Source organism: Bacillus sp. JH7 (assembly GCF_001563515.1).
Classification (GTDB): Bacteria; Bacillota; Bacilli; order Bacillales; family Bacillaceae_G; genus Bacillus_A; species Bacillus_A cereus.
Window position 1 is genome coordinate 161,681 of sequence record NZ_LPUS01000031.1, and the last position, 23,309, is coordinate 184,989.

The following is a 23,309-nucleotide window of genomic DNA, read 5'->3' on the forward strand; positions in this document are numbered from 1 at the left end:
AGTAGAGGATGAACAAAACTCCCACTGATTAAAGTTTCACTTTATCTTTGTTAAAGGAAAGAATAGAAGTAGAGTTCATTATAAAAACAATGTATAGTGAATATGTATACCATGTTTGCCTTAAAGATAGAAAGGGTACAATGTGGAATAACGATCGTGCATAGGATGTGTCTTCCGAATGGAACAACATATTGGCGAGTTAATCGCGCATTATGGCTATTTTGGAATTGTTATAGCTTTGGCTGGTGGGATTGTCGGATTACCGATACCAGACGAGTTTTTATTGACCTTTGTTGGTTATAATGTTTCAAAAGGAGTTATGTCAGGAACTGCTGCTTTTTTAAGTGGGATGGCTGGTGCGATGTTAGGGATCACGTTAAGCTACATATTAGGTTTAAAACTTGGGCTCCCTGTTTTAAAGAAATATGGGCCGAAAATTAGAATTAAAGAACATCACATTGAAAAAACACATATTTTATTTGAAAAATATGGGCCATTTCTTTTAATGATTGGTTATTTTATACCGGGAGTACGTCATTTAACGGCATATTTTGCTGGGGTATCAAATTTGACACTTTGGCGTTTTTGTTTGTACGCTTACGGTGGTGCGCTCATTTGGATAAGTGTTTTTATTGGGCTTGGCTGGAAGTTAGGCGAGAAGTGGCGCTTCGTTGAGTATAGTTTACATCATTATGGAATATGGATTTTATTAATTTCAGCAGTTGTTACATGTGTTGTATGGTTGTACATAAAGAAAAAGAAAAACCGCTAATAGCGGTTTTTTAGCTGAAAGCAATAAATAATACACCAGCTGTAATAAAGACTACACCAACACCGGTCATAAAGTTTAACTTTTCACCGAGGATAATCATAGCGAGAATGATAGAAAATACGACGCTTAATTTATCGACAGGAGCTACTTGTGAAACCTTTCCTGTTTTGAGGGCAAGAAAATAAAATAGCCATGACGAAGCACCTGCAACCCCACTTAATGTGATAAATAGCAGTGCTTTTTTATTTAGCAGTACGTCGCCGATATTTTGAAATTTACCTTGTATGATAATAACGCCTATCATAAATAATGCCATAATAATAGATCGAATTGTTGTTGCAACGTTTGCATCGATGCCGTCTAAACCAAACTTTCCAAAAATAGATACAAGGGCAGCAGCAATTGCTGATAATAGTGCAAATAAGAGCCACGAACTCATAGTAAAATTCCTCCAATCTTACAGTATTATACATGAAAATGATTCTCATGTATAAAGTTGAAGCAATTGAGCTTTATAGAAAGCGCGACTTCAACTTAACTTCTTGCTCCACCTGAATTTTAAGGTGGGAGTTTTACTGCCTGTAAATAGTGGGCTAAATAACGAAATAATCCCCACCTTATATTTTTAATAAGGTGGGGATTATTATACTACTCTGCAATTTCCTCATATAAAAAGTACGTTACATTATAAATATGTTCTACTTCATCGTCTGTCATAAACAATAATTCGTCACGCTCAATCCCTTTTTTCTTTTCAATAAACTCAATCATATTTTTGCGTTCTTCTCTCTTCATCAATTTTATTTCTCCTCTCAATCTGTTTTAATACAGTTTATTTAAGTTACTGCTATTATATAACAGAATCTTTGGAAAGTTCCACCTATTTTATTATTTTTTTTAAAAGAACTTTTCGACAAAACAAGCCCACCTAAGGGGGGGCTTGTTTTATTTTATAGTCGTAAAAACTCAGGCTCCGTCGTACCCGCACCATCAATGTAATAAATTGTGTCGGGATTGATTTTGATCAATACGTAATTAGGGTCTTCAGGACCGAGTAACCAACGTTTTAAGCTATTATTCCAAAACTTGTTTTTTAATGTTGAGTCTTCCTCGATTGAAGCTAACCCTTCAACTTCAATATAATCTTCATCTAATTTTTTTCCTTCTCGTCCGAGTAGTACATGGACATTAGGATTTTGTTCAATATCTGTTATCTTTTTTGATTGTCGATCTGTTGCAACATATAGTACAAAATCTTCATGGAAAAACATCATAAAGGCGCTATGAGGTTTCTCATTTCGTACTGTAGATAATACACCAGTACGTTGACCTTGAATAATAGTTGCGATTTTTTCTTTTAAGTGCATAATTTTAACCCCTTTTCACAATTTATAATTCTGTCTGTTTAAACAAGATAATTTAAATATCTTTCATACTGTTTTCTTCAATCCGATTTTTTAAACGTAATTGTGATGAAATCGGACAAGTTAGGAGAAGAATAATAATAATATTGAGGAGAAATACATACGATGGAAGGATGAAAAGCATGTTTAATAAAATATTTCTTATAGTAGCGCTTATAGGTGTACCACTATCTGTACTTGGAAAAACACTTCATTGGCCAGAAACAATTATGTTCGCTGTGTATTGTATTACGATTATCGCATTAGCTGGTTTTATGGGGAGAGCAACAGAGAGTCTAGCAATTGTTTCTGGTCCTAGAATAGGCGGATTATTAAATGCTACTTTCGGTAATGCTGTTGAACTTATCATTTCAATTTTTGCACTTCAAGCAGGGTTAATTGAAGTGGTGTTAGCTTCTTTAACCGGTTCTGTACTTGGAAATTTATTATTGGTAGGAGGGTTATCTTTCTTTGTTGGAGGTCTTAAATACAAAAGACAAAGTTTTAATGTATATGATGCAAGGCATAATTCAGCTTTATTAATATTTGCTGTTGTTGTGGCCTTTGTTATTCCAGAGATCTTTTCAATGAAGATGGACGCTGGCAAGACGTATCAATTAAGTATAGGTGTTTCTATTATTATGATTATCATGTACCTTGCTGCATTACTATTTAAGTTAGTTACGCACCGTGGTGTATATCAACATAAAAGTGACGAAGTAGCGCATGAAGAAGAGCCAGAGTGGTCAAAAGGGAAGGCGCTCCTTATTTTAGCGATAGCAACACTGGCAGTAGCTTATGTGTCAGAGGCACTCGTACATACTTTTGAAACTGTTGCAAAGTCATTTGGCTGGTCAGAGTTATTTATAGGGGTTATTATCGTTGCAATTGTTGGGAATGCAGCGGAACATGCGTCTGCAATTATTATGGCTTATAAAAATAAAGTAAATATTGCAGTCGAAATTGCAATAGGCTCTACATTACAAATCGCCATGTTTGTTGCTCCTGTATTAGTATTGCTATCTATGTTCTTCGCGCAAAGGATGCCTTTAGTATTTACCATACCAGAACTTGTGTCTATGATTACAGCTGTTTTCTTAACGATTGCGATTTCAAATGATGGAGATACAAACTGGTTTGAAGGTGGCACTTTACTAGCGGCGTATGTCATTATGGGAATTGGTTTTTATTTATTATGAAAAATAGGCATAACAATTGCGCTCAGAGAAAACAATAAACGAAGTAGTATATATACCTACATAGGAAGGAGCCAGACAGGTGAAACGAGTATACAGCATATGTCTTTCAACTATGGTCTCGTTTATTTTATTATTTCCTAACATGAGTTTTGCAAAGACAACAGTAGGAACAAAAATGCCTTCATCTGTTTTAAATATTTCTAAAGACAATACATTTCCAAATGATGCGCAAGATTTACCGCGTTTACAGCCGAGTAAGTTTGCTCAAGAATTATTAAAAACAGCAAATATTAAAATTGAAAATCCGGACTTAATTCGAATGTTTAATGAAACGACAATTTCGAATGCGCCGCTTGCGGTAGGGTACCGAGCAAAGATTTATTTAGGGCAATGGGCTTTACATTATGAATCGATTGATACATCGGTTAATTGGGAATATAAACAAGTAAATCGCAATGTTTACGATAATCGTGGAGGAGATCGCCTATATCCACTTCGCTATAAGCAAGAAACACAAAAGACGGTTGAAGGCGATTTAACAGCAGATATGAAAGATGCTGCAGATGTGAAAAAAATGATGCTTCTCAAAGCACTTGAAAAAGTACAATTCCCCCTTTCGTTTAAAACGACCATTGGTTATGGTACTGGACATGAGCGTGTGTATAATATTAGTCCGAGTCAACTCGGATATTTATACGCTTATACACCAGCAGTAAATGAAAAAGGAAAAGTAACATTTGGAGAAGTGTATCTTGTATTAAAGGGAAATCAAAAAAGACTTGTTGTGAAAAATATTACTTCTCAAGGAATTGGAGCTGCTATTCCAATTCATGATCATTTGTATTTTAAATTCATTTCTTCTTCCCACTCGCAATAACATGAAAAAACGTCAGCTTATAAGCTGACGTTTTTTTATAATGTAATGTTTGCTGTTTTTGATAAGAAATCTTCTGTCGGATAGTAGCTGTTTTTTACAAGAACATTTGGTCCAAGACATTTTACTGCAGGACAGTGACAGCTTAATGATTTTGCTGTTTTTGAAGCGCTCCATTTTTCATAAGCTTCTTGTAATGTGTTTGTTTGTATGTTTCCTAGAAGTGGAACATCACCAAAATCAGTAACGATAATATTGCCATCAAAAATATTTACATTTAAGCGTGAACGACCATCTGGATCGTTACGAACAGTTACATTTTTGCTCTCTTGTAACTTTTTAAATGTGGCAATGTCTCGCTCGTCATCGCTACAAGCATAGAAAGGTAAAGTTCCAAATAACATCCATACATTTTCATCGCGAATTTCTAGTAAATGCTCAATCGCATCACGAATTTCAGCTTTTGTTAAAATCTCTAGATTACTCGCGAAGTCACTTGGATACATTGGATGAACTTCATGACGTTTACAGCCCATCTCTTCGACGATTTGGCGGTGAATATGTTCAATATGTGGTAGAGTTCTTTTGTTTAACATTGTTTCGGCAGATACAAGTACACCTGCATCTGATAGAGCCTTACTATTTGTAATCATTCTTTCGAATAATTTTGCACGTTGTTCGTAAGTAGGCTTACGCTCCATCATTGCAAATCCGCCTTCAACGAAGTCATCGATTGTTCCCCAGTTATGAGAGATATGCAATACGTCTAAATAAGGAATAATTTGTTCGTAACGTGCTAAATCTATAGTTAAGTTAGAGTTGATTTGAGTGCGAACGCCTCGTTCATGGGCATATTTTAAGAGTGGTGTTACATAGTTGTCGACGGATTTTTTTGACAGCATAGGTTCTCCGCCAGTAATACTTAAAGAACGTAAATGAGGAATCTCATCTAATCGTTTTAATAAAAGATCCATCGGAAGCGGATTTGGGTCTTTTGGCTGTAACGTGTAACCAACAGCGCAATGCTCACAGCGCATATTGCATAACGTCGTCGTTGTAAATTCAACATTTGTTAATAGTAGTTTGCCGTACTCTTCAAGGTCCATATACGCTTCCCATGGATCGTAAGAAGGAGTAATCGGCTTCATTTTTTGTGATATCGTCATATGAAATACTCCTTTGACTATTGAAATAACAATTTGTCCATTCTCTATAATAGAAGAATATGTGCTTTTTATAAAGTGAAACTTTTTAGCATGAAAAGAGAGAGGGCTTACATTATAGTGGATGACTGTGACAAAATTGATGAAATTTCATGCCCATAGCAATCGTTTTTGCGGTATAATAAAAGCAACTCGAATTAAAAGGAGAGTGCCTTCATGGGAAAAGCAATTCAAGATAAAGATACACAATTAGTATATTTAAAAGAACGTTTAAATATGTTCATTGAAGTAATTGATACAATTGAACCCGAAGAAGTAGAATTAGAAGATGTAGATCGTCTTCTTGCAATGTTAGATGAATTAGAATTAAAATGTGAGCAATTTAAAAAAGACGAATAATATATTAAAAAGGCTACCAATTCCAATTTGGTAGCCTTTTTCTGTTCGGGTAATAGAAGGACGATAGAAAAAGAGGTATAATCAAGTTGTGAAAAATTTCATTTATGCTCTAATAGCGTGAAATAAATAGTTAAAGAGCATAACAATTGAATTTTCAGCTCATAACGTTTTGGTAGCGTTCACAATTGAGGGGGAAGTAACAATGGAAAAGCTTCAAGAAAGCATGTATCAACTAATTGTTGAAACGTCAACGAACTTACCGAAAGATGTTCGTCGTGCGATTCAACAAGCGAAAGAGCGAGAAAATGCAGGGACTCGTTCTGCGATGGCACTTGGCACAATTACAAATAATATTAAAATGGCTGATGATAACATCTCGCCGATTTGCCAAGATACAGGGATGCCAACGTTTAAAATTTATACACCAGTTGGTGTGAATCAATTAAAGTTGAAGGAAGCTATCTATAATGCGCTTGAGCGGGCGACAAAAGATGGTAAACTTCGTCCCAATTCTGTTGATTCTCTTTTTGGAGATAATAGTGGAAATAATTTAGGACCAGGTACACCGGTGATTAAGTTTGAACAATGGGAAAAAGATTATATTGATGCACGTTTAATCCTAAAAGGTGGTGGCTGTGAGAATAAAAATATTCAATATAGCTTACCGTGTGAACTAGAAGGACTTGGACGAGCTGGCCGTGATTTAGAAGGGATTCGTAAATGCCTTCTTCATGCAGTATATCAAGCACAAGGGCAAGGATGTAGCGCTGGTGTAATTGGTGTTGGTATCGGGGGAGACCGCACATCAGGTTATGAATTAGCAAAAAATCAATTATTCCGTACATTAGATGATGTCAATCCAGTACCAGAGTTACAACATCTTGAAGAGTACGTATTAGAAAATGCGAACAAACTTGGCATTGGTACGATGGGATTTGGCGGAGAAACAACTTTACTTGGTTGTAAAATTGGCATCTATAATCGTTTGCCAGCTAGTTTCTATGTATCTGTTGCGTATAATTGCTGGGCATATCGTCGCCTTGGTGTGAAAATCCATCCTGAAACAGGAGATATTATGGATTGGCTATATCAAGAAGGGGAAGATACACTTCAGCATGAAGTACAAGAAAAAACAGAGCAACGTGAGATTGTATTAGAAGCACCAATTACAGAAGAGCAAATTCGTGAACTTCGCGTTGGTGATGTTGTAACAATTAATGGCATGATGTATACAGGTCGTGACGCAATCCATAAGCATTTAATGGATAATGATTGTCCAGTAGATTTAAATGGACAAATTATTTACCACTGTGGTCCAGTTGTTGTGAAAGATGAAAATGACAATTGGCAAATTAAAGCGGCAGGTCCAACGACAAGTATTCGTGAAGAACCGTACCAAGGCGATATTATGAAGAAATTCGGTATTCGCGCTGTCATTGGAAAAGGCGGTATGGGTGCGAAAACATTAGCGGCTTTAGAAGAACATGGCGGTGTATATTTAAACGCAATCGGTGGTGCAGCGCAATATTATGCTGAATGTATTAAAGAAGTGAAAGATGTTGATTTCTTACAATTTGGTATTCCAGAAGCAATGTGGCATTTACGTATCGACGGGTTTAAAGCAGTTGTAACGATGGACTCTCATGGTAATAGCTTACATGCAGATGTTGATAAAACATCACTTGAAAAATTAGCTAGCTTTAAAGAGCCAGTATTTAAGTAAATAAAAAATGCATCTCGAATGATTCGAGATGCATTTTTTTGGTATATATAGAAAAACATGTTCAGCATGAAAGAATGCGTTGCAACAGAAACTACAAGTACGATTATATATGGAAAGGAGACTATTTATGAAATATAAATGGTTATATATCGGTCTCATTTTTTCAATTATGATGGCACTTGTTCCAGTTTCAGCACTGGCTTATACAAATACTCCACATAACTGGGGAATCCCGCGTCCTAAAAATGAAACAGTACCAGATGCAGGAAAGTTATATACAGATTTACTACAAAAAAATGGCGGGTTTTATTTAGGAGATACGAAGAAAAAAGATATTTATTTAACATTTGATAATGGATATGAGAATGGATACACAGGGAAAATATTAGATGTATTAAAAGAGAAAAAAGTACCAGCAACTTTCTTTGTAACGGGACATTACATTAAAACACAAAAAGATTTATTGTTAAGAATGAAGGATGAAGGACACATTATTGGAAACCATTCTTGGAGTCATCCTGATTTTACAGCGGTAAATGATGAGAAACTTCGTGAAGAATTAACGAGTGTAACAGAAGAAATTAAAAAAGTAACTGGGCAAAAAGAAGTGAAATATGTACGTCCTCCGCGCGGTGTATTTAGTGAAAGAACGTTAGCTCTTACGAAAGAAATGGGCTATTATAATGTATTTTGGTCACTTGCATTTTTGGATTGGAAAGTGGATCAGCAAAGAGGATGGCAATATGCGCATAATAATGTTATGACGATGATTCATCCAGGATCTATTTTATTACTTCATGCAATATCAAAAGATAATGCAGAAGCACTTGCAAAAATCATTGATGATTTGCGCGAGAAAGGGTATCATTTTAAAAGTCTAGATGACTTAGTAAAAGGCAATCAACCGTAAGCATGTATGCTTACGGTTTTCTCATGCTATAATGATGTGTAAAAAGGATGGGGAAACGTATGTGGAGCGAGCATGTTACGTTAGAGTATCCGTATCATTTTGAAGAAGTATTAAAACGTTTATCTTTTGATCCTCTTAACGTCATTCAATTAGATGAGAAAGTTATTTATATCCCGCTTTGTATCGACGAGGAACAGGTTGTTGTTCGCTTACAAGGGATTGGTACTGTTCAAAATCCACAGTTTTGGATTTCTAGTCAGACAGGAGATCCAGAGAAAGTCATGAAACGAATGAGAGCCATTTTTCATTGGAATGAACCGTTTCAAGATATACAAAATCATTTTTTAAACACATCATTACGTCCACTATTTGAAACATATGCTTATACTCCAATTATTTTAGAATTTGATTATTTTGCTTGTCTGCTTCGCTGTATCATTCACCAACAAATAAATTTGAAATTTGCTACTGTGTTAACAGAACAATTTGTGAAACGGTATGGAACAGAGAAGAACGGTGTATTCTTTTTCCCCACTCCGGAAATAGTAGCAAATATTTCAATAGAAGAATTGAGAGAGCAGAAGTTTAGTCAGCGAAAGGCTGAATATATAGTAGGATTAGGTCGAAGTATTGTCAGTGGTACATTAAATTTAGCGAGTATAGAAAATGGGACGGAAGAAGACATTTCAGCACAATTGTTGCCAATTAGGGGAATTGGTGCATGGACAGTGCAAAACTTTTTAATGTTTGGGCTTGGACGGAAAAATATGTTCCCGAAAGCGGACATTGGTATTCAGCGTGCAGTGCAAGGTATATTTCAATTAGATGATAAACCTGATGATGCATTTTTAGAAAAATTGAAACAAGAGTGTGAACCATACTGCAGTTATGCAGCGTTATATTTATGGAAAAGTATAGAGTAGAGGTGTAATAATGATACAAAAGCAACATGAGAGTAAGTTGGAAGTTGGTCAAACGTTTCCTGTGACAATTAAACGTCTTGGGATTAACGGAGAAGGCGTTGGTTATTTTAAGAGACAAGTTGTTTTCATTCCAGGGGCATTACCAGGAGAAGAAGTTGTTGCAGAAACAACGAAAATTCAGCGTGGCTTCGCTGAAGCGAAAGTGAAAAAAGTTCGTAAAGCTTCACCGCATCGTGTGAAAGCACCGTGTCCAGTATATGAGGAGTGTGGCGGTTGTCAGCTGCAACATTTAGATTATAAAGAACAATTGAATCAAAAGCGTGATATCGTTGTACAAGCATTTGAGAAGTACATGAAAAATAGTATGGAAGAGAAAATTCGTCCAACGCTTGGCATGGAAAATCCATGGCATTATCGTAATAAGAGTCAATTACAAGTGGGGCGTAAAGACGAAAAGGTTATTACAGGGCTATATAAACAAAACTCACATCAGTTAATTGATATCGCTCACTGTATGATTCAACATAAAGCAACGAATGAAGCGACAAAAGTTGTAAGACGTATTTTAGAAAAATTAAATGTTTCTATTTACAATGAGAAAAAACAAAAAGGTTTAGTACGCACAATTGTAACACGTACTGCAGTTCAAACAGGTGAAGTACAAGTTACACTTATTACAACAAAAGAAGAATTACCAAATAAAGAACAATTTATTGCAGAAGTACAAAAACAGATGCCAGCGGTTAAATCAATTATGCAAAATGTAAACTGGCGTAAAACATCTGTTATTTTTGGCGACAAAACATTTAAATTAGCTGGAAAAGAAGTAATTCAAGAAACACTTGGTGATTTATCATTTGAATTATCAGCACGTGCGTTCTTCCAGTTGAATCCAGAGCAAACCGTTGTTTTATATAATGAAGCAAAAAAAGCCGCTGCGTTAACAGGCGATGAGAAAATTGTAGATGCGTATTGTGGCGTTGGTACAATCGGTCTTTGGCTTGCAAATGATGCAGCGGAAGTACGTGGTATGGATGTAATTCCAGAAGCGATTGCAGATGCAAGAAAAAATGCAAAGCGTCACGGATTTACAAATACGAAATATGAAGCAGGTAAAGCTGAACAATGGTTACCGAAATGGGTAAAAGAAGGATGGCGTCCAGATGTAATTGTTGTCGACCCACCACGTACAGGTTGCGATGATAAATTACTGGAAACAATTTTAAAAGTGAAGCCGAAACAAGTTGTGTACGTGTCTTGTAATCCTTCTTCATTAGCACGTGATGTACAAGCATTAATGAAGAGCTATGAAGTGGAGTATGTGCAACCAGTTGATATGTTCCCGCATACAGCTCACGTAGAAAATGTAGTGAAGCTTGTTAGAAAGTAAAGTTTATTAATATTCCCTCATGGTATGAGGGAATATTTTCTATGAAGGAGAATATTATGCATAATTATAAATTAACAATTCAGTACGATGGCGCACGTTTTAAAGGATGGCAACGTCTCGGTAATAACGATAATACAATTCAAGGAAAAATCGAAAGTGTCATATCTGAAATGGTCGGAAAAGAAATTGAAATTATTGGTTGTAGTAGAACAGACGCTGGTGTACATGCTTTGAATCAAGTTGCTAACTTTCAAAGTGATGAGAAGTTAGTGGAACATAAAGTGAAAAAATATTTAAATCAATATTTACCTAATGATATTAGCATTACGAATGTGGAAGAAGTACATGATCGTTTCCATGCTCGTTACAATTCTAAAGCAAAAACATATCTGTATAAAATTTGGAATGAAGAGCATACAAATCCATTTATGCGTAAATACAGCATGCATGTGAATAAAAAATTAAATGTGAAAAGCATGAAAGCCGCTGCGAAACATTTAGTTGGTTCACATGACTTTACTGCTTTTTCAAATGCGAAATCAAAGAAAAAATCTATGGTTCGAGAAGTATATACACTTGATGTGATGGAAGAGGCAGGGTTTGTACAAATTAGAGTAAGTGGTAACGGCTTCCTTCATAATATGGTAAGAAAAATTGTCGGGGCATTAATTGAAGTTGGATTAGGACAATTAGACGCTGAAGCAATTCCAAACATTTTAGAGGAAAAGCAGCGCAATCAAATTAATTGTCTTGCTGAGGCAAGTGGGTTGTATTTAGAGAATGTTGAGTTTTAATGGCAAATAAAAAAATCGGGCTAAGTAGCTCGATTTTTTTAGTATTACGAAGATTTCTCGTTTTTTATACGTAGCTTCAAATTCCAAAAAGCAGCAAGCATAATAGCTGCAAAGGAGCCGCTAATTGTTCCTAATAGCTTTGCATAAGGAAAGCTACTTATATCACCATTAATGAATAACATTATACATAGAACAGCAGGGAGAAGGTATAAGTAGTGTAATAACTTTAATTTTTTATCATTACTCATATATATAATAGCCCCTTTCTAGCATGTTATATGTTTATTGTAACATATTTTACCAAGTTATTTTTTGCACTTGGAGACATGTTTATTTCATATGTGTAAATGCAGTTTTTTAATTCGATATTGTAAGTTTTGCCTACTTAATCCTAAAAATTTTGCAGCTTGTGAGATGTTGCCATGATTTTCTTTAAGAATTTGGTTAATGTAGTTCTTTTCCATTTTTTCTATTGTGTGTTTTAAAGTTTTAGGTGCATCAGTATTGTGATTAGTTAGTGCATGTTGCATATTGAATTCTGTTTTTATTCGTTCACGAAAGCGAGTAGGCATATGAAACGCTGTAATGATGGTTTCATCTTCTATCAAGTTCATGGAACCTTCAATTATATGTTCCAACTCCCGTACGTTTCCAGGCCAATCATATGCATAGAAAAATTCTCTTACATTTACATCTACATCGGTTACATTGAGCCCAAATTGAGTATTATATTTTTCAATAAAGTGCTGAACAAGATCTGGAATATCTTCTTTTCTTTCACGTAAAGGCGGAAGACATAAAGTAACGACGCTTAATCGGTAATATAAGTCTTCTCTTAATCGATTATGTGCGATGGCTTCGAAAGGATCTTCATTGATAGTTGCTATAATACGAACATCAATTTCTTTTTCGTGTGTGCCTCCGATTCTTCGTATTGTTTTTTCTTGTATAGCTCGTAGTAACTTCGCTTGAAGTGCTGGACTTAATGAGTTGATTTCATCTAATAACAAAGTTCCTCCGTTCGCTTCTTCGAATAAGCCTGATTTATCTATTGCTCCTGTAAAGGCACCTCGATTTGTGCCAAATAGTAGGCTTTCCATTAAGGTATCAGGTATAGCGGCACAGTTTTGTGAAATAAAGGGTTTGGTTGAACGCTGACTTTCATTATGGATGCTTTGTGCAAATAGTTCTTTACCAGTGCCTGTTTCCCCTACGAGAAGTATGGAGGAAGATGTACGAATTACTCTTTTTCCTTCTGTAATGATTGATTGAATGGCTTCAGAATCACCAATTATGTGATCAAAGGTAAATTTAGTGCTTTGTTTTCGAGAAGGACTTATTTTTATCGTTTGTTTTAAGTTACTAATTTCTTTTGATATTTCAATAGCGCCTTTAATTTTTCCATTTTCTATTATAGGGAAAGTATCGTTAATCGTTGTAATTTCTTGTCCTTTATTGTTAAAATACGTTTGTTTTATATTTTTCTTTGTTTTTCCAAATTTTAATGCCTCTATAAGAGTACTATTTTTATTTTCTTCAAATGCAAATACCTCTAAAGGACTTTTATATAATACATCTGAGCGTTCCATTGATTCAATTTCCATCATTTTGCGGTTATAGACAATCGTTTTACTTTCCTCATTAATAATATGAATCCCGATATCGAGTTCATTGATTAAAGTTTCATATAGCATATTCATTTCAATAAGTTGTTTGAAATTAATTTCTTCTGTATGCATGTAACATCTTCTCCTCATTTCACCCTATGAAGACTGACTTTTTATAATTTTATTAAAATTCTTATAAAATCGCAAAAAAATTTTGCTATTTTTCGTTTAAAACTTTTTAAATGATCGGAAAATTTTGCGGTTGTGCACATTTTTTTGTATGAAACTCTCATTTAATATATGAATTAGAGACTTGGTACGTATTTTGCATAAATAATATTCGAAATCTCTAGAGGGGAGAATATGAATTTTTACAGGATATACAACGTTTTGGTGTCAATTAATAAGAGGGAGGAATTTATAAAGTGAAGACAGTTATAGAAGGTGTGTATAGTCCTTGTTATGGAAAAGTAGAGAAGTTATTTGTTACGGAAAGTTCTTACGTATACGAGTGGGAGAAATTAGCGTTAATTGAAACAATAGATAAACAGAAAGTAGAAATTAAGATAGGGATCAGTGGTTATATTGAATCATTAGAAGTAGTAGAAGGACAAGCTATTGCTGATCAAAAATTATTAATAACAGTAAGGGATGACCTTTTAGTAACAGGCAGTGATTAATGTAAGTGACGTGTATTTTTGCTCTTTTCAATCATTATTTTTACAATGAATACTTTTAAAAACGCTTACATTAAATGGGTTGGCAAAGTGAAAAGGGGGGATTTATATAATGGATCAAAACCAAGGATTAAAAAGAGAATTGAAAAGTAGGCACATATTTATGATTGCACTCGGTGGAGTTATTGGTACAGGACTTTTTTTAGGGTCAGGTTATACGATTCATGAGGCTGGACCTGGAGGAGCAATTGTAGCGTATCTTGTCGGTGGATTTGTAATGTATTTAACGATGCTCTGTCTTGGAGAATTAGCTGTTGCGATGCCTGACGCAGGGTCTTATCAAACGTATGCGACAAAGCATATTTCCCCTGCAGCAGGTTATGTAGTGGGATGGATGTCATGGTTAAACTGGTCTGCTACGATAGGTATTGAATTAATTGCAGTTAGTATTTTGATGAAACGTTGGTTTCCTGATGTACCGTCATGGATTTGGTGTGTAGTGTTCGCGGTACTGCTCTTTGCTATTAATGCGTTATCTTCAAGAAGTTTTGCGGAAGTGGAATTTTGGTTTGCAAGTATTAAAGTAATTACAATTATTGCATTTATTATTTTAGGCGGGGCGGCAATGTTTGGTTTTCTAGATATGAAAGGAAATGAACCAGCACCGATGTTCTCTAGCTTTACTGATTACGGGGGACTGTTTCCGAATGGATTATCAGCCATTTTAATTACGATGATTGCAGTTAATTTTTCTTTCCAAGGAACAGAACTAGTTGGTATTGCAGCAGGTGAGAGTGAAAATCCAGAGAAAACGATCCCGAAGGCAATTAACAATACAGTTTGGCGTATACTTGTTTTCTTTGTACTATCTATTTTTATTCTTGCTGGACTATTCCCTTGGCAGCAAGCAGGAGTAATAGAAAGTCCATTTGTAGTTGTATTTGATAAAATTGGTATTCCTTATGCAGCCGATATTATAAATTTCGTTATTATTACAGCAGTACTATCCGTTGCGAATTCAGGATTATATGCAACTTCTCGTATGCTATGGTCTATGTCTAATCAAGGAATGATTAGTCCGATTTTTGGTAAGTTATCTAAAAACGGTGTTCCTATTTATGCATTGATTGTAAGCACAATTGTAGGTTGTCTCTCATTATTATCAGGTATTTATGCGGAAGATACAGTTTATTTATGGCTGCTTTCTATCGCTGGATTTGGAGCGATACTAGTTTGGGCATCTATTGCTCTATCTAACTTATTAGCTAGAAGGTCATACATAAAGCAGGGCGGGGATGTGAAAGACCTGAAATTTAAAACACCGCTGTATCCATTCGTACCACTGCTTGCGTTAGTATTAAATGTAACAGTAATCGTTGGCATGGCCTTTATTCCAGAACAAAGAATGGCATTGTATTGTGGTATTCCATTTATGATTGTTTGTTTACTGTTTTATCGTGCTACAAGAAATAAGGGAAGTAATGTAGAGCATATTGAAAAGACAAATACAACGGAAGTAGAGAGTTTATAATAGTGATCAATTAGGAGACTGTAAAATTGTAAACAGTCTCTTTTTTTGTGAAAATAAAGCTGGAAACATACTATGTATGCAAAGGGGAATTAGCGATGAATCGAGAAATTTCGCAGTTGTTAAAACAAATAGATTCAAGGAAAGAGGAATTGTTAGAACTTACAAAAACATTAATTCGTTTTGAAACACCAGCACCGCCAGCGAGAAATACAAATGAAGCGCAAGAATTTGTTGCAGAGTTTTTAAGAAAACGAAATTTTAGTATTAATAAATGGGATGTATATCCGAATGATCCGAACGTTGTTGGGGTAAAAAAAGGAATAAAAAGTGACTCATATAAAAGTCTTATTATTAATGGTCATATGGATGTAGCTGAAGTGTCAGCAGATGAGGCGTGGGAAACAGATCCATTTGATCCATTTATAAAAGATGGCTGGTTAGTTGGACGTGGCGCAGCAGATATGAAAGGTGGGCTGGCTGGAGCGCTATTTGCCATTCAACTTTTACAAGAAGCTGGTATTGAATTACCTGGAGATTTAATCTTTCAATCAGTAATAGGGGAAGAAGTTGGAGAGGCAGGAACACTTCAATGCTGCAGGCGAGGTTACGATGCTGACTTTGCAGTCGTAGTGGATACGAGTGATTTACATATGCAAGGGCAAGGTGGTGTAATTACTGGATGGATTACAGTGAAAAGTCCGCAAACGTTTCATGATGCAACGCGCAGACAAATGATCCATGCTGGAGGACGTTTATTTGGAGCGAGTGCGATTGAAAAAATGATGAAAATTGTGCAGAGCTTACAAGAATTAGAGCGTCACTGGGCAGTCATGAAAACATATGAAGGCTATCCATCTGGAACAACAACAATTAATCCAGCTGTTATTGAGGGGGGAAGGCATGCGGCGTTTATTGCGGATGAGTGCCAGTTATGGATAACCGTGCACTTCTATCCGAACGAAACACATGAACAAATAATAAAAGAAATTGAAGAATATATTGGAAAGGTAGCAGCTGCCGATCCATGGTTAAGCGAAAATCCGCCACAATTTAAGTGGGGCGGAGAATCAATGATTGTAGATCGTGGTGAAATTTTCCCTTCATTAGAAGTAGATAGGGAACATGCAGCTGTAAAAAAACTTAGCTCAGTACACGAGTCTATTTTATCAAAAAATGCAATTTTAGATATGTCTGCAACGGTAACTGATGGCGGTTGGTTTAGTGAGTTTCATATTCCAGCGATTATATATGGACCAGGTACATTAGAAGAAGCACATTCTGTAAATGAGAAAGTTGAAATTGAACAGTTAATTGAATTTACAAAAGTAATAACAGCATTTATATATGAATGGTGCCACACGAAAAAATAGATTTGTATAGTAAAATCGTACGAGTATGTATACTTGTACGATTTTTTAGTGAACTATTTCAGAGGTGAAAATAAACAACTGAAATAGTTCTTTATTTTGCTATGTTTTTCGTTTTATTTCAAGTAATTTCTCTTTTGCTAATTCAACGGCGATCGCATCATCTAAATAGCCAATTGGAAAGAGATAGTCGGGAATAATATCTGTCGATAAAATGAAATACAGTAATGCGCTTCCAAGAACTGCACGTTCTTCTTTTGAAATGGTTTCATTGCAAAATTGTTGATACATATCTGTTAATTGTTCAATAAAAGGACCAGCACTATCAATTTGCTCTAATTTGCTTGCGAAACTGTCATGAATACGTTTTTCGCCTTCTGTTGTCTGGGCATAGCGTTCGTAATTTTCGAGTTCTTGTTTTACGCGAGTTGTAGTGTAATCGAAATCGAATAAGTTAGAGGATTGCAGCGTTTGCTGAATGGTATCAAGAGATGTGTACATATCTGTTTTTTCTTTATTAATGTGAGGAGAATCAGGGTACATTTCATCAAATAACAATTGGGGTGGAACTTGAAGACATTCTGCAAATTTTTGTAGATGTTTTTGTTTTGGCGGTTGTTTACCATTGATAATTCTTGAGACTGTTGCAGGATCAATATTTGTAAGTATTCCTAGTTGGCGCATAGATAAGGCGCGTTCTTTTAAAAGTTTTTTTATTAATTTGCCAAGCCGATCATTCGGGTTTTCATTAGCCATAGTGTAGGCACTCCTTTTTTAGTATTGAAAAAATATTGAGCATTTATTACAAGTATATGAAACAGACAGGCACAGTTGCTCAACATTTTCATAATATGCATTGAAAAGTGAGAAAAAGGGGTGACTATTTATGAGTACGGCAGGCTTATTTTCAATTTTTTTAATCGGGATCGCTTCTAATTTAGATAATGCAGGTGTTGGAATTGCATATGGCATTCGTAAAATTCGTATTTCGTGGTTTAACAATTTTATCATCGCATTCTTTGGATTTTTATTTACTTTACTAGCTGGATTTTTTGGAAACTGGATTGCGTTATTTATTTCAGAGTTTACAGCAAATCTGATTGGAGCAATCGTTTTAGGGGTAATCGGTGTGTTTATTTTGTGCCAGCCTTTCTTGGGTCAAAAAAATACTGCAGGTTCTAAAGATGATAATGTACTTATGGGCATTTTACGTGATCCGGAAAAAGCAGATTTTGATGGTTCTAAAACAATTAGTTTCTCAGAAGCAATTGTTTTAGGAGTTGCGTTGTCTATTAATAATATTGCAGGTGGATTTGATGCAGGGGTAACAAATTTAAATCTTTGGCTTACAGCGACTATTTCTGGGGTGTTTAGTTTTATTTGTATTAGTGGTTTTGCGTATGTAGGAAAACGATTTTTGGCAGAATACTTAGGGAAATGGGCGACAGTTATCGCAGGACTATTATTAATTCTTATTGGGATCGATCAGTTGTTGTAAGGAGAGTAGAAAACAAGGTTCGAGTATTTCCTTGGAAATACAGCAAGAGATTGCATATATCGACGTACTTTTCTCCATACTAATACGGATTTCTTTTAAGAAAGGGGGATTTGTATGGGACGCGGGAAAGCATTTGATCATAAGAAAAAAGGGCATGATCATCAACCACCTAAAGGTGCGTTCATTCATAAAGATGTAAATGAACATACTTTGGAAGAGGAAGAGCTACCAGTAAATATTGAGGCGTATAAAAATAGTTTAAAAAAACATTAAAAGCACCTACATAGGTGCTTTTTTACCGTATATCTTCAATTAATTGTTCGGATTCTTCATGCATACTGTACTCACTTAATACTTGAATGCAAAGCCACTTTAATTCCTCAATCGTATGCTCAAGTTCTTCAGGAAGCACATGATAAATGTCTTCAAGTCCCATCCCGAAATGAATAAGTTCAAGTACTTGATCATCGATGTTCCGATCCATTAATAATTCAAGTACTTCTAAATTGAATATGTATCGGTGAGCTTCGTCGAGTGAAACAACTTTTAACTTCAAGCTTTCTACAATACTCAATATAAAAAGAAGGATTGTTTTTTCAAGAACAGGTTGTTTTCCCATTTGAAATATTAGTTTCATCTTTCACACCTCCACATATAGCGCTAGGTTGTACTATATTATTCAGGAGGGGGGAACAAATATGCATGATATAGAGAAACTTTCAGCACTGTTTTTGTAAGAGGATTGATAACTGACAAAAGTGAGGTTTTGGCGAAATAAAAAATCCTGCTAGTATAGCAGGATAACTCGCGATTAAAAAATGCTCCAACCTTCTTGAGCAGAAAGAAGTTCAAGAATTTTAAAACCGGCAATACTATTTCCGTTTGCATCTAAAGCTGGTCCGAAAATACCGATTCCCATGTCTCCTTTTACGCAGCCAAAAATACCACCGGCTACACCACTTTTTGCAGGAATACCAACACGAATTGCAAATTCACCAGATTCGTTATACATACCACATGTGACCATAAATGTTTTGCAAATTTTTGTAATATGCTTAGGGATAATTTGTTTTTTCTTATATGGATCATATCCATCCATTGCAAAAATTAAGCCGATACGTGCTAAATCGATGCAGTTTACTTCAACTGCGCATTGACGAGTATATAAATCCATAAGTTCTTCAATATCACAATCGATAATTCCGTTTTGTTTCATATAATAACAAAGTGAACGGTTTAGGTAAGCTGTCTCTAGTTCTGAATCGGCAACTTTAGAGGAATAATTAATAGTAGGATTATCTGTTATTTCACGTACAAAATGAAGAATACGTTCCATTTTTTCCTCGTTATCTTTTCCTGCTAGCATGCTTGTAATAGCTAAAGCCCCTGCATTTATCATTGGATTAAGGGGTTTGGATGGACTTGTCGTTTCTAACTTAATAATAGAATTAAATGGGTCACCCGTTGGTTCCATTCCAACTTTAGAAAATACATATTCTTCACCACGGTCTAAAAGGGCAAGGGCAAGTGTAATTACTTTGGAAATACTTTGAAGAGTAAATAGTGTTTGTGAGTTGCCTGCATGGATATATTCTGTTTCTTTATGGAAAATGGCAATCCCTAAATCGTCTGGATTTGCATTTCCTAGTTCGGGGATATAAGTAGCAAGTTTTCCTTTTTTCGTATATGGTTTTACTTGTTCTAACAACTGTTGTAGGTTGTTTGTTTCAATGCACTGCATAGTACCAACGCTCCTATTTTGAATTAACTAAGTTTACTTTTCCCGATATGCTCGGAAATAAATAATAACATGAAAAAGTGGAATGATAAAACGAAAGTTCAATGTGCTATAATAGGTCTTTCGTTTCGAGTATTCTGTATTTTAAAAAGGAGAATTTTCCTTTTATATAACAGTTTGGAAATAGGAGATTTATCCATAAAAAGTTCAGAAATAAAAACTACACATCTATACAACTATATGTTATTATGGTTATGTAATAGAAAGCGTTTTCTAAAGCGTACTTATAATGATAACGATTTCATAAATTTGATTAGGGGGAATTAAAATGTTGCAGTTTTTACAACGTATTGGTAAAGCTTTAATGCTTCCGATCGCAGTACTACCAGCAGCAGGATTATTGCTTCGTTTAGGGCAACCAGATGTATTTGATATTCCTGTTATGGCACAGGCCGGCGCAGCAATTTTTGAAAATTTAGCACTTATTTTTGCAATCGGTGTTGCAATTGGTTTATCTGTTGATGGTAGTGGTGCAGCAGGACTTGCAGGAGCGATTGGATATTATGTTATGAAATATACAACAAATACGTTAAGTACAACGTATTCTACTGCAGAGTTAAATGAAAAATTGCATTCAGTTCAAGGGATTTTAGGAGATGCAAGTAAATTAGAACCGTCCAAGCTAGCGGAAACTATGACGAATATTTCAAAAGCAGCAGCTTTAACGCCTAAAATAGACATGGCTGTTTTCGGAGGAATTATTGCGGGAGCAGTAGCGGGTTTATTATACAATAAATTCTATAAGATTAAACTTCCAGAATGGTTAGGGTTCTTTGCAGGGAAACGATTTGTTCCAATCATTACTTCATTAACAATGTTAATTCTTGGTCTTGTATTTGGACAAATTTGGCCGACAATTCAAAACGGAATTGATGCATTAGCACATGGGATTGTAAACTTAGGTGCGGTTGGTGCGGGCGTTTTCGGACTGTTAAATCGAGCGTTAATTCCAATTGGATTACATCATATCATGAATGTATACTTCTGGTTTGGATTTGGTGATTTTACCAATGCTGCTGGAGTAGTATTCCATGGAGATAGCGCAAGGTTTTTAAATGGAGATCCTACTGCAGGTATGTTTATGACTGGTTTCTTCCCAGTTATGATGTTCGGTTTACCAGCGGCATGTTTTGCAATGATTGCAGCTGCTAAACCAGAAAAGCGTAAAGCAGTTACTGGTATGTTAGCTGGTCTAGCATTAACTTCATTCTTAACTGGTATTACAGAGCCTATTGAATTTTCATTCATGTTCTTATCACCAGTATTATATGGTATTCATGCTGTATTAACAGGTCTTTCTTTATTCATTACAACAACACTTGGCATTCACGATGGTTTCTCATTTAGTGCCGGGGCAATCGATTACTTCTTAAACTTCGGTATTGCAACAAAACCATTGTTACTAGCAGGAATCGGCTTAATTTACGCAGCAATTTACTTTGTAGTATTCTACTTCTTAATTAAGAAGTTCAACCTGAAAACTCCTGGTCGTGAAGATGAAGAGGAAATGGCTGAAGGCGCAGAAGCTCCAGTTGCAGGTTCAATTGGTGAAACTTACGTAGCGGCTTTAGGTGGAAAAGAAAACTTAACAGTTATTGATAACTGTGCAACACGTCTACGCTTACAAGTGAAAGATGCTGGTCAAGTAAATGAAGCAGCATTAAAACGTGCTGGTGCAAAAGGTGTTATGAAGTTAAGTAATACAAGTGTCCAAGTTATCGTAGGTACAAATGTTGAATCTGTTGCCGATGATATGAAAAAACACGTATAAATAATTAAATAAGAGGATATCCAAAAAGATTGATAACATCAGTTTTTTAGAGGGTATCCTCTTTTTTTGTTAATAATTTAACGGGAATCTTACTTTTGTAAATTTTCTTTTTCTTTTTTGTACATATAGGTTGGTAATATGTGCAGTGCGTGATAAAGTAGGGATGATATAGAATGGATTATCCATAATCTACTAAAAAAATCTTTAGTAGAATTATTGGTGAGTAAGGGGAAAAAGCAATTATGGATCAGGAAAAAAATAATGCGAATGGGAAAGTACGTCGGCCGATTGTATACATAAAAAGAACAATCATTCTCGTCTTACTATTATCAATTGTATATTTCATGTATACAAAAATTGTTGCGCATAATAAGAAAGAAGAAGCTTTAAAAGCAGCAGCAGAAATGAAGAAACAAGAAGAGCTAAAAAAGAAAGAAGAAAAAAAGAAACAAGAAGTACAGAAGCAAAAACAAAAAGAGCAGGAAGAACAAGTGAAGCAAGCGCAAGCTGCGGAAAAGCCTGCTGAAGGACCCCCTCAAGAAATTAATGAAAACGCTCAATTGGACCAGTATTTACAAAACACAGGATTTAGCGGGACAGCTGTTATTGTGAAGAACGGAAAAGTTCTTTTGAATAAAGGGTACGGTATGGCAAATAAAGAACAGAAAGTACCGAATAATTCAGAGACGACTTTTTATATTGGTTCTATTTCAAAGGCATTTGTAGCAACTGCTATTATGCAGTTGAAAGATCAAAATAAATTACAAGTAGAAGATACTGTTGCAAAGTATATTCCAAATTTTCCTCAAGGTAATAGTATTCAGCTAAAACATCTATTAACACATACATCAGGGATTCCCGAATATGAGCAGGGAAAAGAAGATATTTCTCATGAAGAACTGATAAAGCGGATAGGAAATCAAAAGCGTATTGGTGGTCCAGGAGAGAAGTGGAAGTATTCTGATTCGAACTACTCTATACTTGCATACATTGCCGAGAAGGTAAGTGGACAGTCACTCGAAGAATATATTAAACAACATATTTTTGCTACTGCGGGTATGAAACATTCTGGCTTTGGCACAGCGTTAGAGCAAACAAGGTTCCCATCAACGGGTTATAAAATAGTAAATAATAATATGACAACACCTAATATTCCGAGCATGTCACAACTATATGGTTGTGGTGATATATATACGAGTGCACATGATTTGTATTTATTTAATGAGGCGTTATATTCTGGAAAATTAATTTCCAAAGAGAGTTACGATCAAATGTTTACGGGTGGAAAAAAGGATTACGGGTTTGGATGGTACGTAGACCCAGGAAGCTATTCGAATCATGGTGTAATGCCAGGTTGGAATTGCTTAAACGGATTTAGTAAAAATGGTAGTGTATATGTTGTTTTATTATCTAACATTCAAAATAACATTAAATCATTTGGTAAAGTGAATAATGACATTTATTCGATGTTGCGGAATATAGATGTTTAAACCTGAAGATGTTTTAGTTA

25 protein-coding genes and 1 pseudogene are annotated in these 23,309 nt (G+C 35.3%); 17 read left to right on the forward strand and 9 right to left on the reverse strand.

Translation table 11 applies throughout. The annotated features are described in order from the left end of the window. The first annotated feature begins 178 nt into the window (after positions 1–178). Positions 179–772 carry a DedA family protein gene (locus tag AU379_RS25675; RefSeq protein WP_000434878.1) on the forward strand — a complete coding sequence of 198 codons (594 nt, stop codon included), beginning with the start codon at positions 179–181 and terminating at the stop codon, positions 770–772. A 10-nt stretch (positions 773–782) separates the two neighbouring features. Here the strand turns inward: AU379_RS25675 and AU379_RS25680 are convergent, their stop codons facing one another. From AU379_RS25680 to AU379_RS25690, 3 genes are all read right to left on the reverse strand, one after another. Then, a complete protein-coding gene (locus AU379_RS25680) occupies positions 783–1,211 on the reverse strand; it encodes an EamA family transporter (RefSeq protein WP_000100296.1) in 429 nt (142 codons plus the stop codon). Between the two features lie 209 nt (positions 1,212–1,420). Beyond that, positions 1,421–1,567: a BH0509 family protein gene (locus tag AU379_RS25685; RefSeq protein ID WP_000817786.1), complete on the reverse strand. Its 147-nt coding sequence runs from the start codon at positions 1,565–1,567 to the stop codon at positions 1,421–1,423. A gap of 155 nt (positions 1,568–1,722) precedes the next feature. Beyond that, the gene (locus AU379_RS25690; RefSeq protein WP_000550220.1) at positions 1,723–2,139 is read right to left on the reverse strand and encodes a pyridoxamine 5'-phosphate oxidase family protein; all 417 of its coding nucleotides are present in this window, start codon (positions 2,137–2,139) and stop codon (positions 1,723–1,725) included. Positions 2,140–2,318: 179 nt separating this feature from the next. Between AU379_RS25690 and cax the strand changes: the two genes are divergently transcribed. Together cax and AU379_RS25700 are read left to right on the forward strand one after the other, a co-directional pair. Then, the gene (cax, locus tag AU379_RS25695) at positions 2,319–3,374 is read left to right on the forward strand and encodes a calcium/proton exchanger (RefSeq protein WP_000482133.1); all 1,056 of its coding nucleotides are present in this window, start codon (positions 2,319–2,321) and stop codon (positions 3,372–3,374) included. A gap of 79 nt (positions 3,375–3,453) precedes the next feature. Continuing rightward, complete coding sequence (locus AU379_RS25700) at positions 3,454–4,251, forward strand: YfkD famly protein (protein ID WP_001986305.1); 798 nt, start codon at positions 3,454–3,456, stop codon at positions 4,249–4,251. A 35-nt stretch (positions 4,252–4,286) separates the two neighbouring features. Here AU379_RS25700 and yfkAB read toward each other — a convergent pair whose 3' ends face one another. Beyond that, the gene (gene yfkAB / locus AU379_RS25705) at positions 4,287–5,414 is read right to left on the reverse strand and encodes a radical SAM/CxCxxxxC motif protein YfkAB (protein ID WP_000156023.1); all 1,128 of its coding nucleotides are present in this window, start codon (positions 5,412–5,414) and stop codon (positions 4,287–4,289) included. 213 nt (positions 5,415–5,627) lie between these two features. Here yfkAB and AU379_RS25710 point away from each other — a divergent pair, with 213 nt between their 5' ends. The 6 genes from AU379_RS25710 (at position 5,628) to truA (ending at position 11,550) form a co-directional block, all read left to right on the forward strand. After that, positions 5,628–5,810, forward strand: coding sequence for an SE1561 family protein (locus AU379_RS25710; protein WP_000513558.1), 183 nt, complete (start codon positions 5,628–5,630; stop codon positions 5,808–5,810). Between the two features lie 202 nt (positions 5,811–6,012). Then, positions 6,013–7,533, forward strand: a complete 1,521-nt coding sequence (gene fumA / locus AU379_RS25715) for a class I fumarate hydratase (protein WP_000413518.1) — start codon at positions 6,013–6,015, stop codon at positions 7,531–7,533. A 127-nt stretch (positions 7,534–7,660) separates the two neighbouring features. Next, positions 7,661–8,443 carry a delta-lactam-biosynthetic de-N-acetylase gene (gene pdaA, locus AU379_RS25720; protein WP_000875956.1) on the forward strand — a complete coding sequence of 261 codons (783 nt, stop codon included), beginning with the start codon at positions 7,661–7,663 and terminating at the stop codon, positions 8,441–8,443. A gap of 59 nt (positions 8,444–8,502) precedes the next feature. Next, positions 8,503–9,366, forward strand: coding sequence for a DNA-3-methyladenine glycosylase (locus AU379_RS25725; RefSeq protein ID WP_000269421.1), 864 nt, complete (start codon positions 8,503–8,505; stop codon positions 9,364–9,366). A 10-nt stretch (positions 9,367–9,376) separates the two neighbouring features. Then, on the forward strand, positions 9,377–10,756 hold the full coding sequence (gene rlmD, locus AU379_RS25730) for a 23S rRNA (uracil(1939)-C(5))-methyltransferase RlmD (RefSeq protein WP_000615200.1): 1,380 nt from the start codon (positions 9,377–9,379) through the stop codon (positions 10,754–10,756). 56 nt (positions 10,757–10,812) lie between these two features. Next, positions 10,813–11,550 carry a tRNA pseudouridine(38-40) synthase TruA gene (truA, locus tag AU379_RS25735; RefSeq protein ID WP_000553118.1) on the forward strand — a complete coding sequence of 246 codons (738 nt, stop codon included), beginning with the start codon at positions 10,813–10,815 and terminating at the stop codon, positions 11,548–11,550. Positions 11,551–11,594: 44 nt separating this feature from the next. Here the strand turns inward: truA and AU379_RS25740 are convergent, their stop codons facing one another. Further along, positions 11,595–11,798: a hypothetical protein gene (locus AU379_RS25740; RefSeq protein ID WP_061140024.1), complete on the reverse strand. Its 204-nt coding sequence runs from the start codon at positions 11,796–11,798 to the stop codon at positions 11,595–11,597. Positions 11,799–11,885: 87 nt separating this feature from the next. Continuing rightward, positions 11,886–13,289: a sigma 54-interacting transcriptional regulator gene (locus tag AU379_RS25745; protein WP_061140025.1), complete on the reverse strand. Its 1,404-nt coding sequence runs from the start codon at positions 13,287–13,289 to the stop codon at positions 11,886–11,888. A gap of 293 nt (positions 13,290–13,582) precedes the next feature. Between AU379_RS25745 and AU379_RS25750 the strand changes: the two genes are divergently transcribed. From AU379_RS25750 to AU379_RS25760, 3 genes are all read left to right on the forward strand, one after another. After that, positions 13,583–13,837 (forward strand): biotin/lipoyl-containing protein, encoded by a 255-nt coding sequence (locus AU379_RS25750; RefSeq protein WP_000859489.1) that lies wholly within the window; start codon positions 13,583–13,585, stop codon positions 13,835–13,837. A gap of 106 nt (positions 13,838–13,943) precedes the next feature. After that, positions 13,944–15,365 carry an amino acid permease gene (locus AU379_RS25755; RefSeq protein WP_000969250.1) on the forward strand — a complete coding sequence of 474 codons (1,422 nt, stop codon included), beginning with the start codon at positions 13,944–13,946 and terminating at the stop codon, positions 15,363–15,365. A gap of 95 nt (positions 15,366–15,460) precedes the next feature. Then, the gene (locus tag AU379_RS25760; RefSeq protein ID WP_001078357.1) at positions 15,461–16,735 is read left to right on the forward strand and encodes an acetylornithine deacetylase; all 1,275 of its coding nucleotides are present in this window, start codon (positions 15,461–15,463) and stop codon (positions 16,733–16,735) included. A 99-nt stretch (positions 16,736–16,834) separates the two neighbouring features. Here the strand turns inward: AU379_RS25760 and AU379_RS25765 are convergent, their stop codons facing one another. Further along, a complete protein-coding gene (locus AU379_RS25765; RefSeq protein ID WP_001262772.1) occupies positions 16,835–17,488 on the reverse strand; it encodes a DUF1232 domain-containing protein in 654 nt (217 codons plus the stop codon). A 130-nt stretch (positions 17,489–17,618) separates the two neighbouring features. Between AU379_RS25765 and ytaF the strand changes: the two genes are divergently transcribed. Continuing rightward, positions 17,619–18,230: a sporulation membrane protein YtaF gene (ytaF, locus tag AU379_RS25770; protein WP_030022841.1), complete on the forward strand. Its 612-nt coding sequence runs from the start codon at positions 17,619–17,621 to the stop codon at positions 18,228–18,230. Positions 18,231–18,344: 114 nt separating this feature from the next. Continuing rightward, the gene (locus AU379_RS30770; RefSeq protein ID WP_000532409.1) at positions 18,345–18,503 is read left to right on the forward strand and encodes a hypothetical protein; all 159 of its coding nucleotides are present in this window, start codon (positions 18,345–18,347) and stop codon (positions 18,501–18,503) included. 22 nt (positions 18,504–18,525) lie between these two features. Here AU379_RS30770 and AU379_RS25775 read toward each other — a convergent pair whose 3' ends face one another. Both AU379_RS25775 and glsA read right to left on the reverse strand, forming a co-directional pair. Next, the gene (locus AU379_RS25775; RefSeq protein WP_000766604.1) at positions 18,526–18,867 is read right to left on the reverse strand and encodes a DUF3969 family protein; all 342 of its coding nucleotides are present in this window, start codon (positions 18,865–18,867) and stop codon (positions 18,526–18,528) included. A gap of 174 nt (positions 18,868–19,041) precedes the next feature. Further along, positions 19,042–19,971: a glutaminase A gene (glsA, locus tag AU379_RS25780; protein ID WP_001149850.1), complete on the reverse strand. Its 930-nt coding sequence runs from the start codon at positions 19,969–19,971 to the stop codon at positions 19,042–19,044. A gap of 69 nt (positions 19,972–20,040) precedes the next feature. Here glsA and AU379_RS31285 point away from each other — a divergent pair. The 3 genes and pseudogenes from AU379_RS31285 (at position 20,041) to AU379_RS25790 (ending at position 23,289) form a co-directional block, all read left to right on the forward strand. Then, a pseudogene (locus AU379_RS31285) lies at positions 20,041–20,155 on the forward strand (transcriptional regulator). A 141-nt stretch (positions 20,156–20,296) separates the two neighbouring features. Next, positions 20,297–21,799, forward strand: coding sequence for an N-acetylglucosamine-specific PTS transporter subunit IIBC (nagE, locus tag AU379_RS25785; RefSeq protein ID WP_061140026.1), 1,503 nt, complete (start codon positions 20,297–20,299; stop codon positions 21,797–21,799). A gap of 242 nt (positions 21,800–22,041) precedes the next feature. Beyond that, positions 22,042–23,289, forward strand: a complete 1,248-nt coding sequence (locus AU379_RS25790; protein ID WP_061140027.1) for a serine hydrolase domain-containing protein — start codon at positions 22,042–22,044, stop codon at positions 23,287–23,289. The last annotated feature ends 20 nt before the right edge of the window (positions 23,290–23,309 follow it).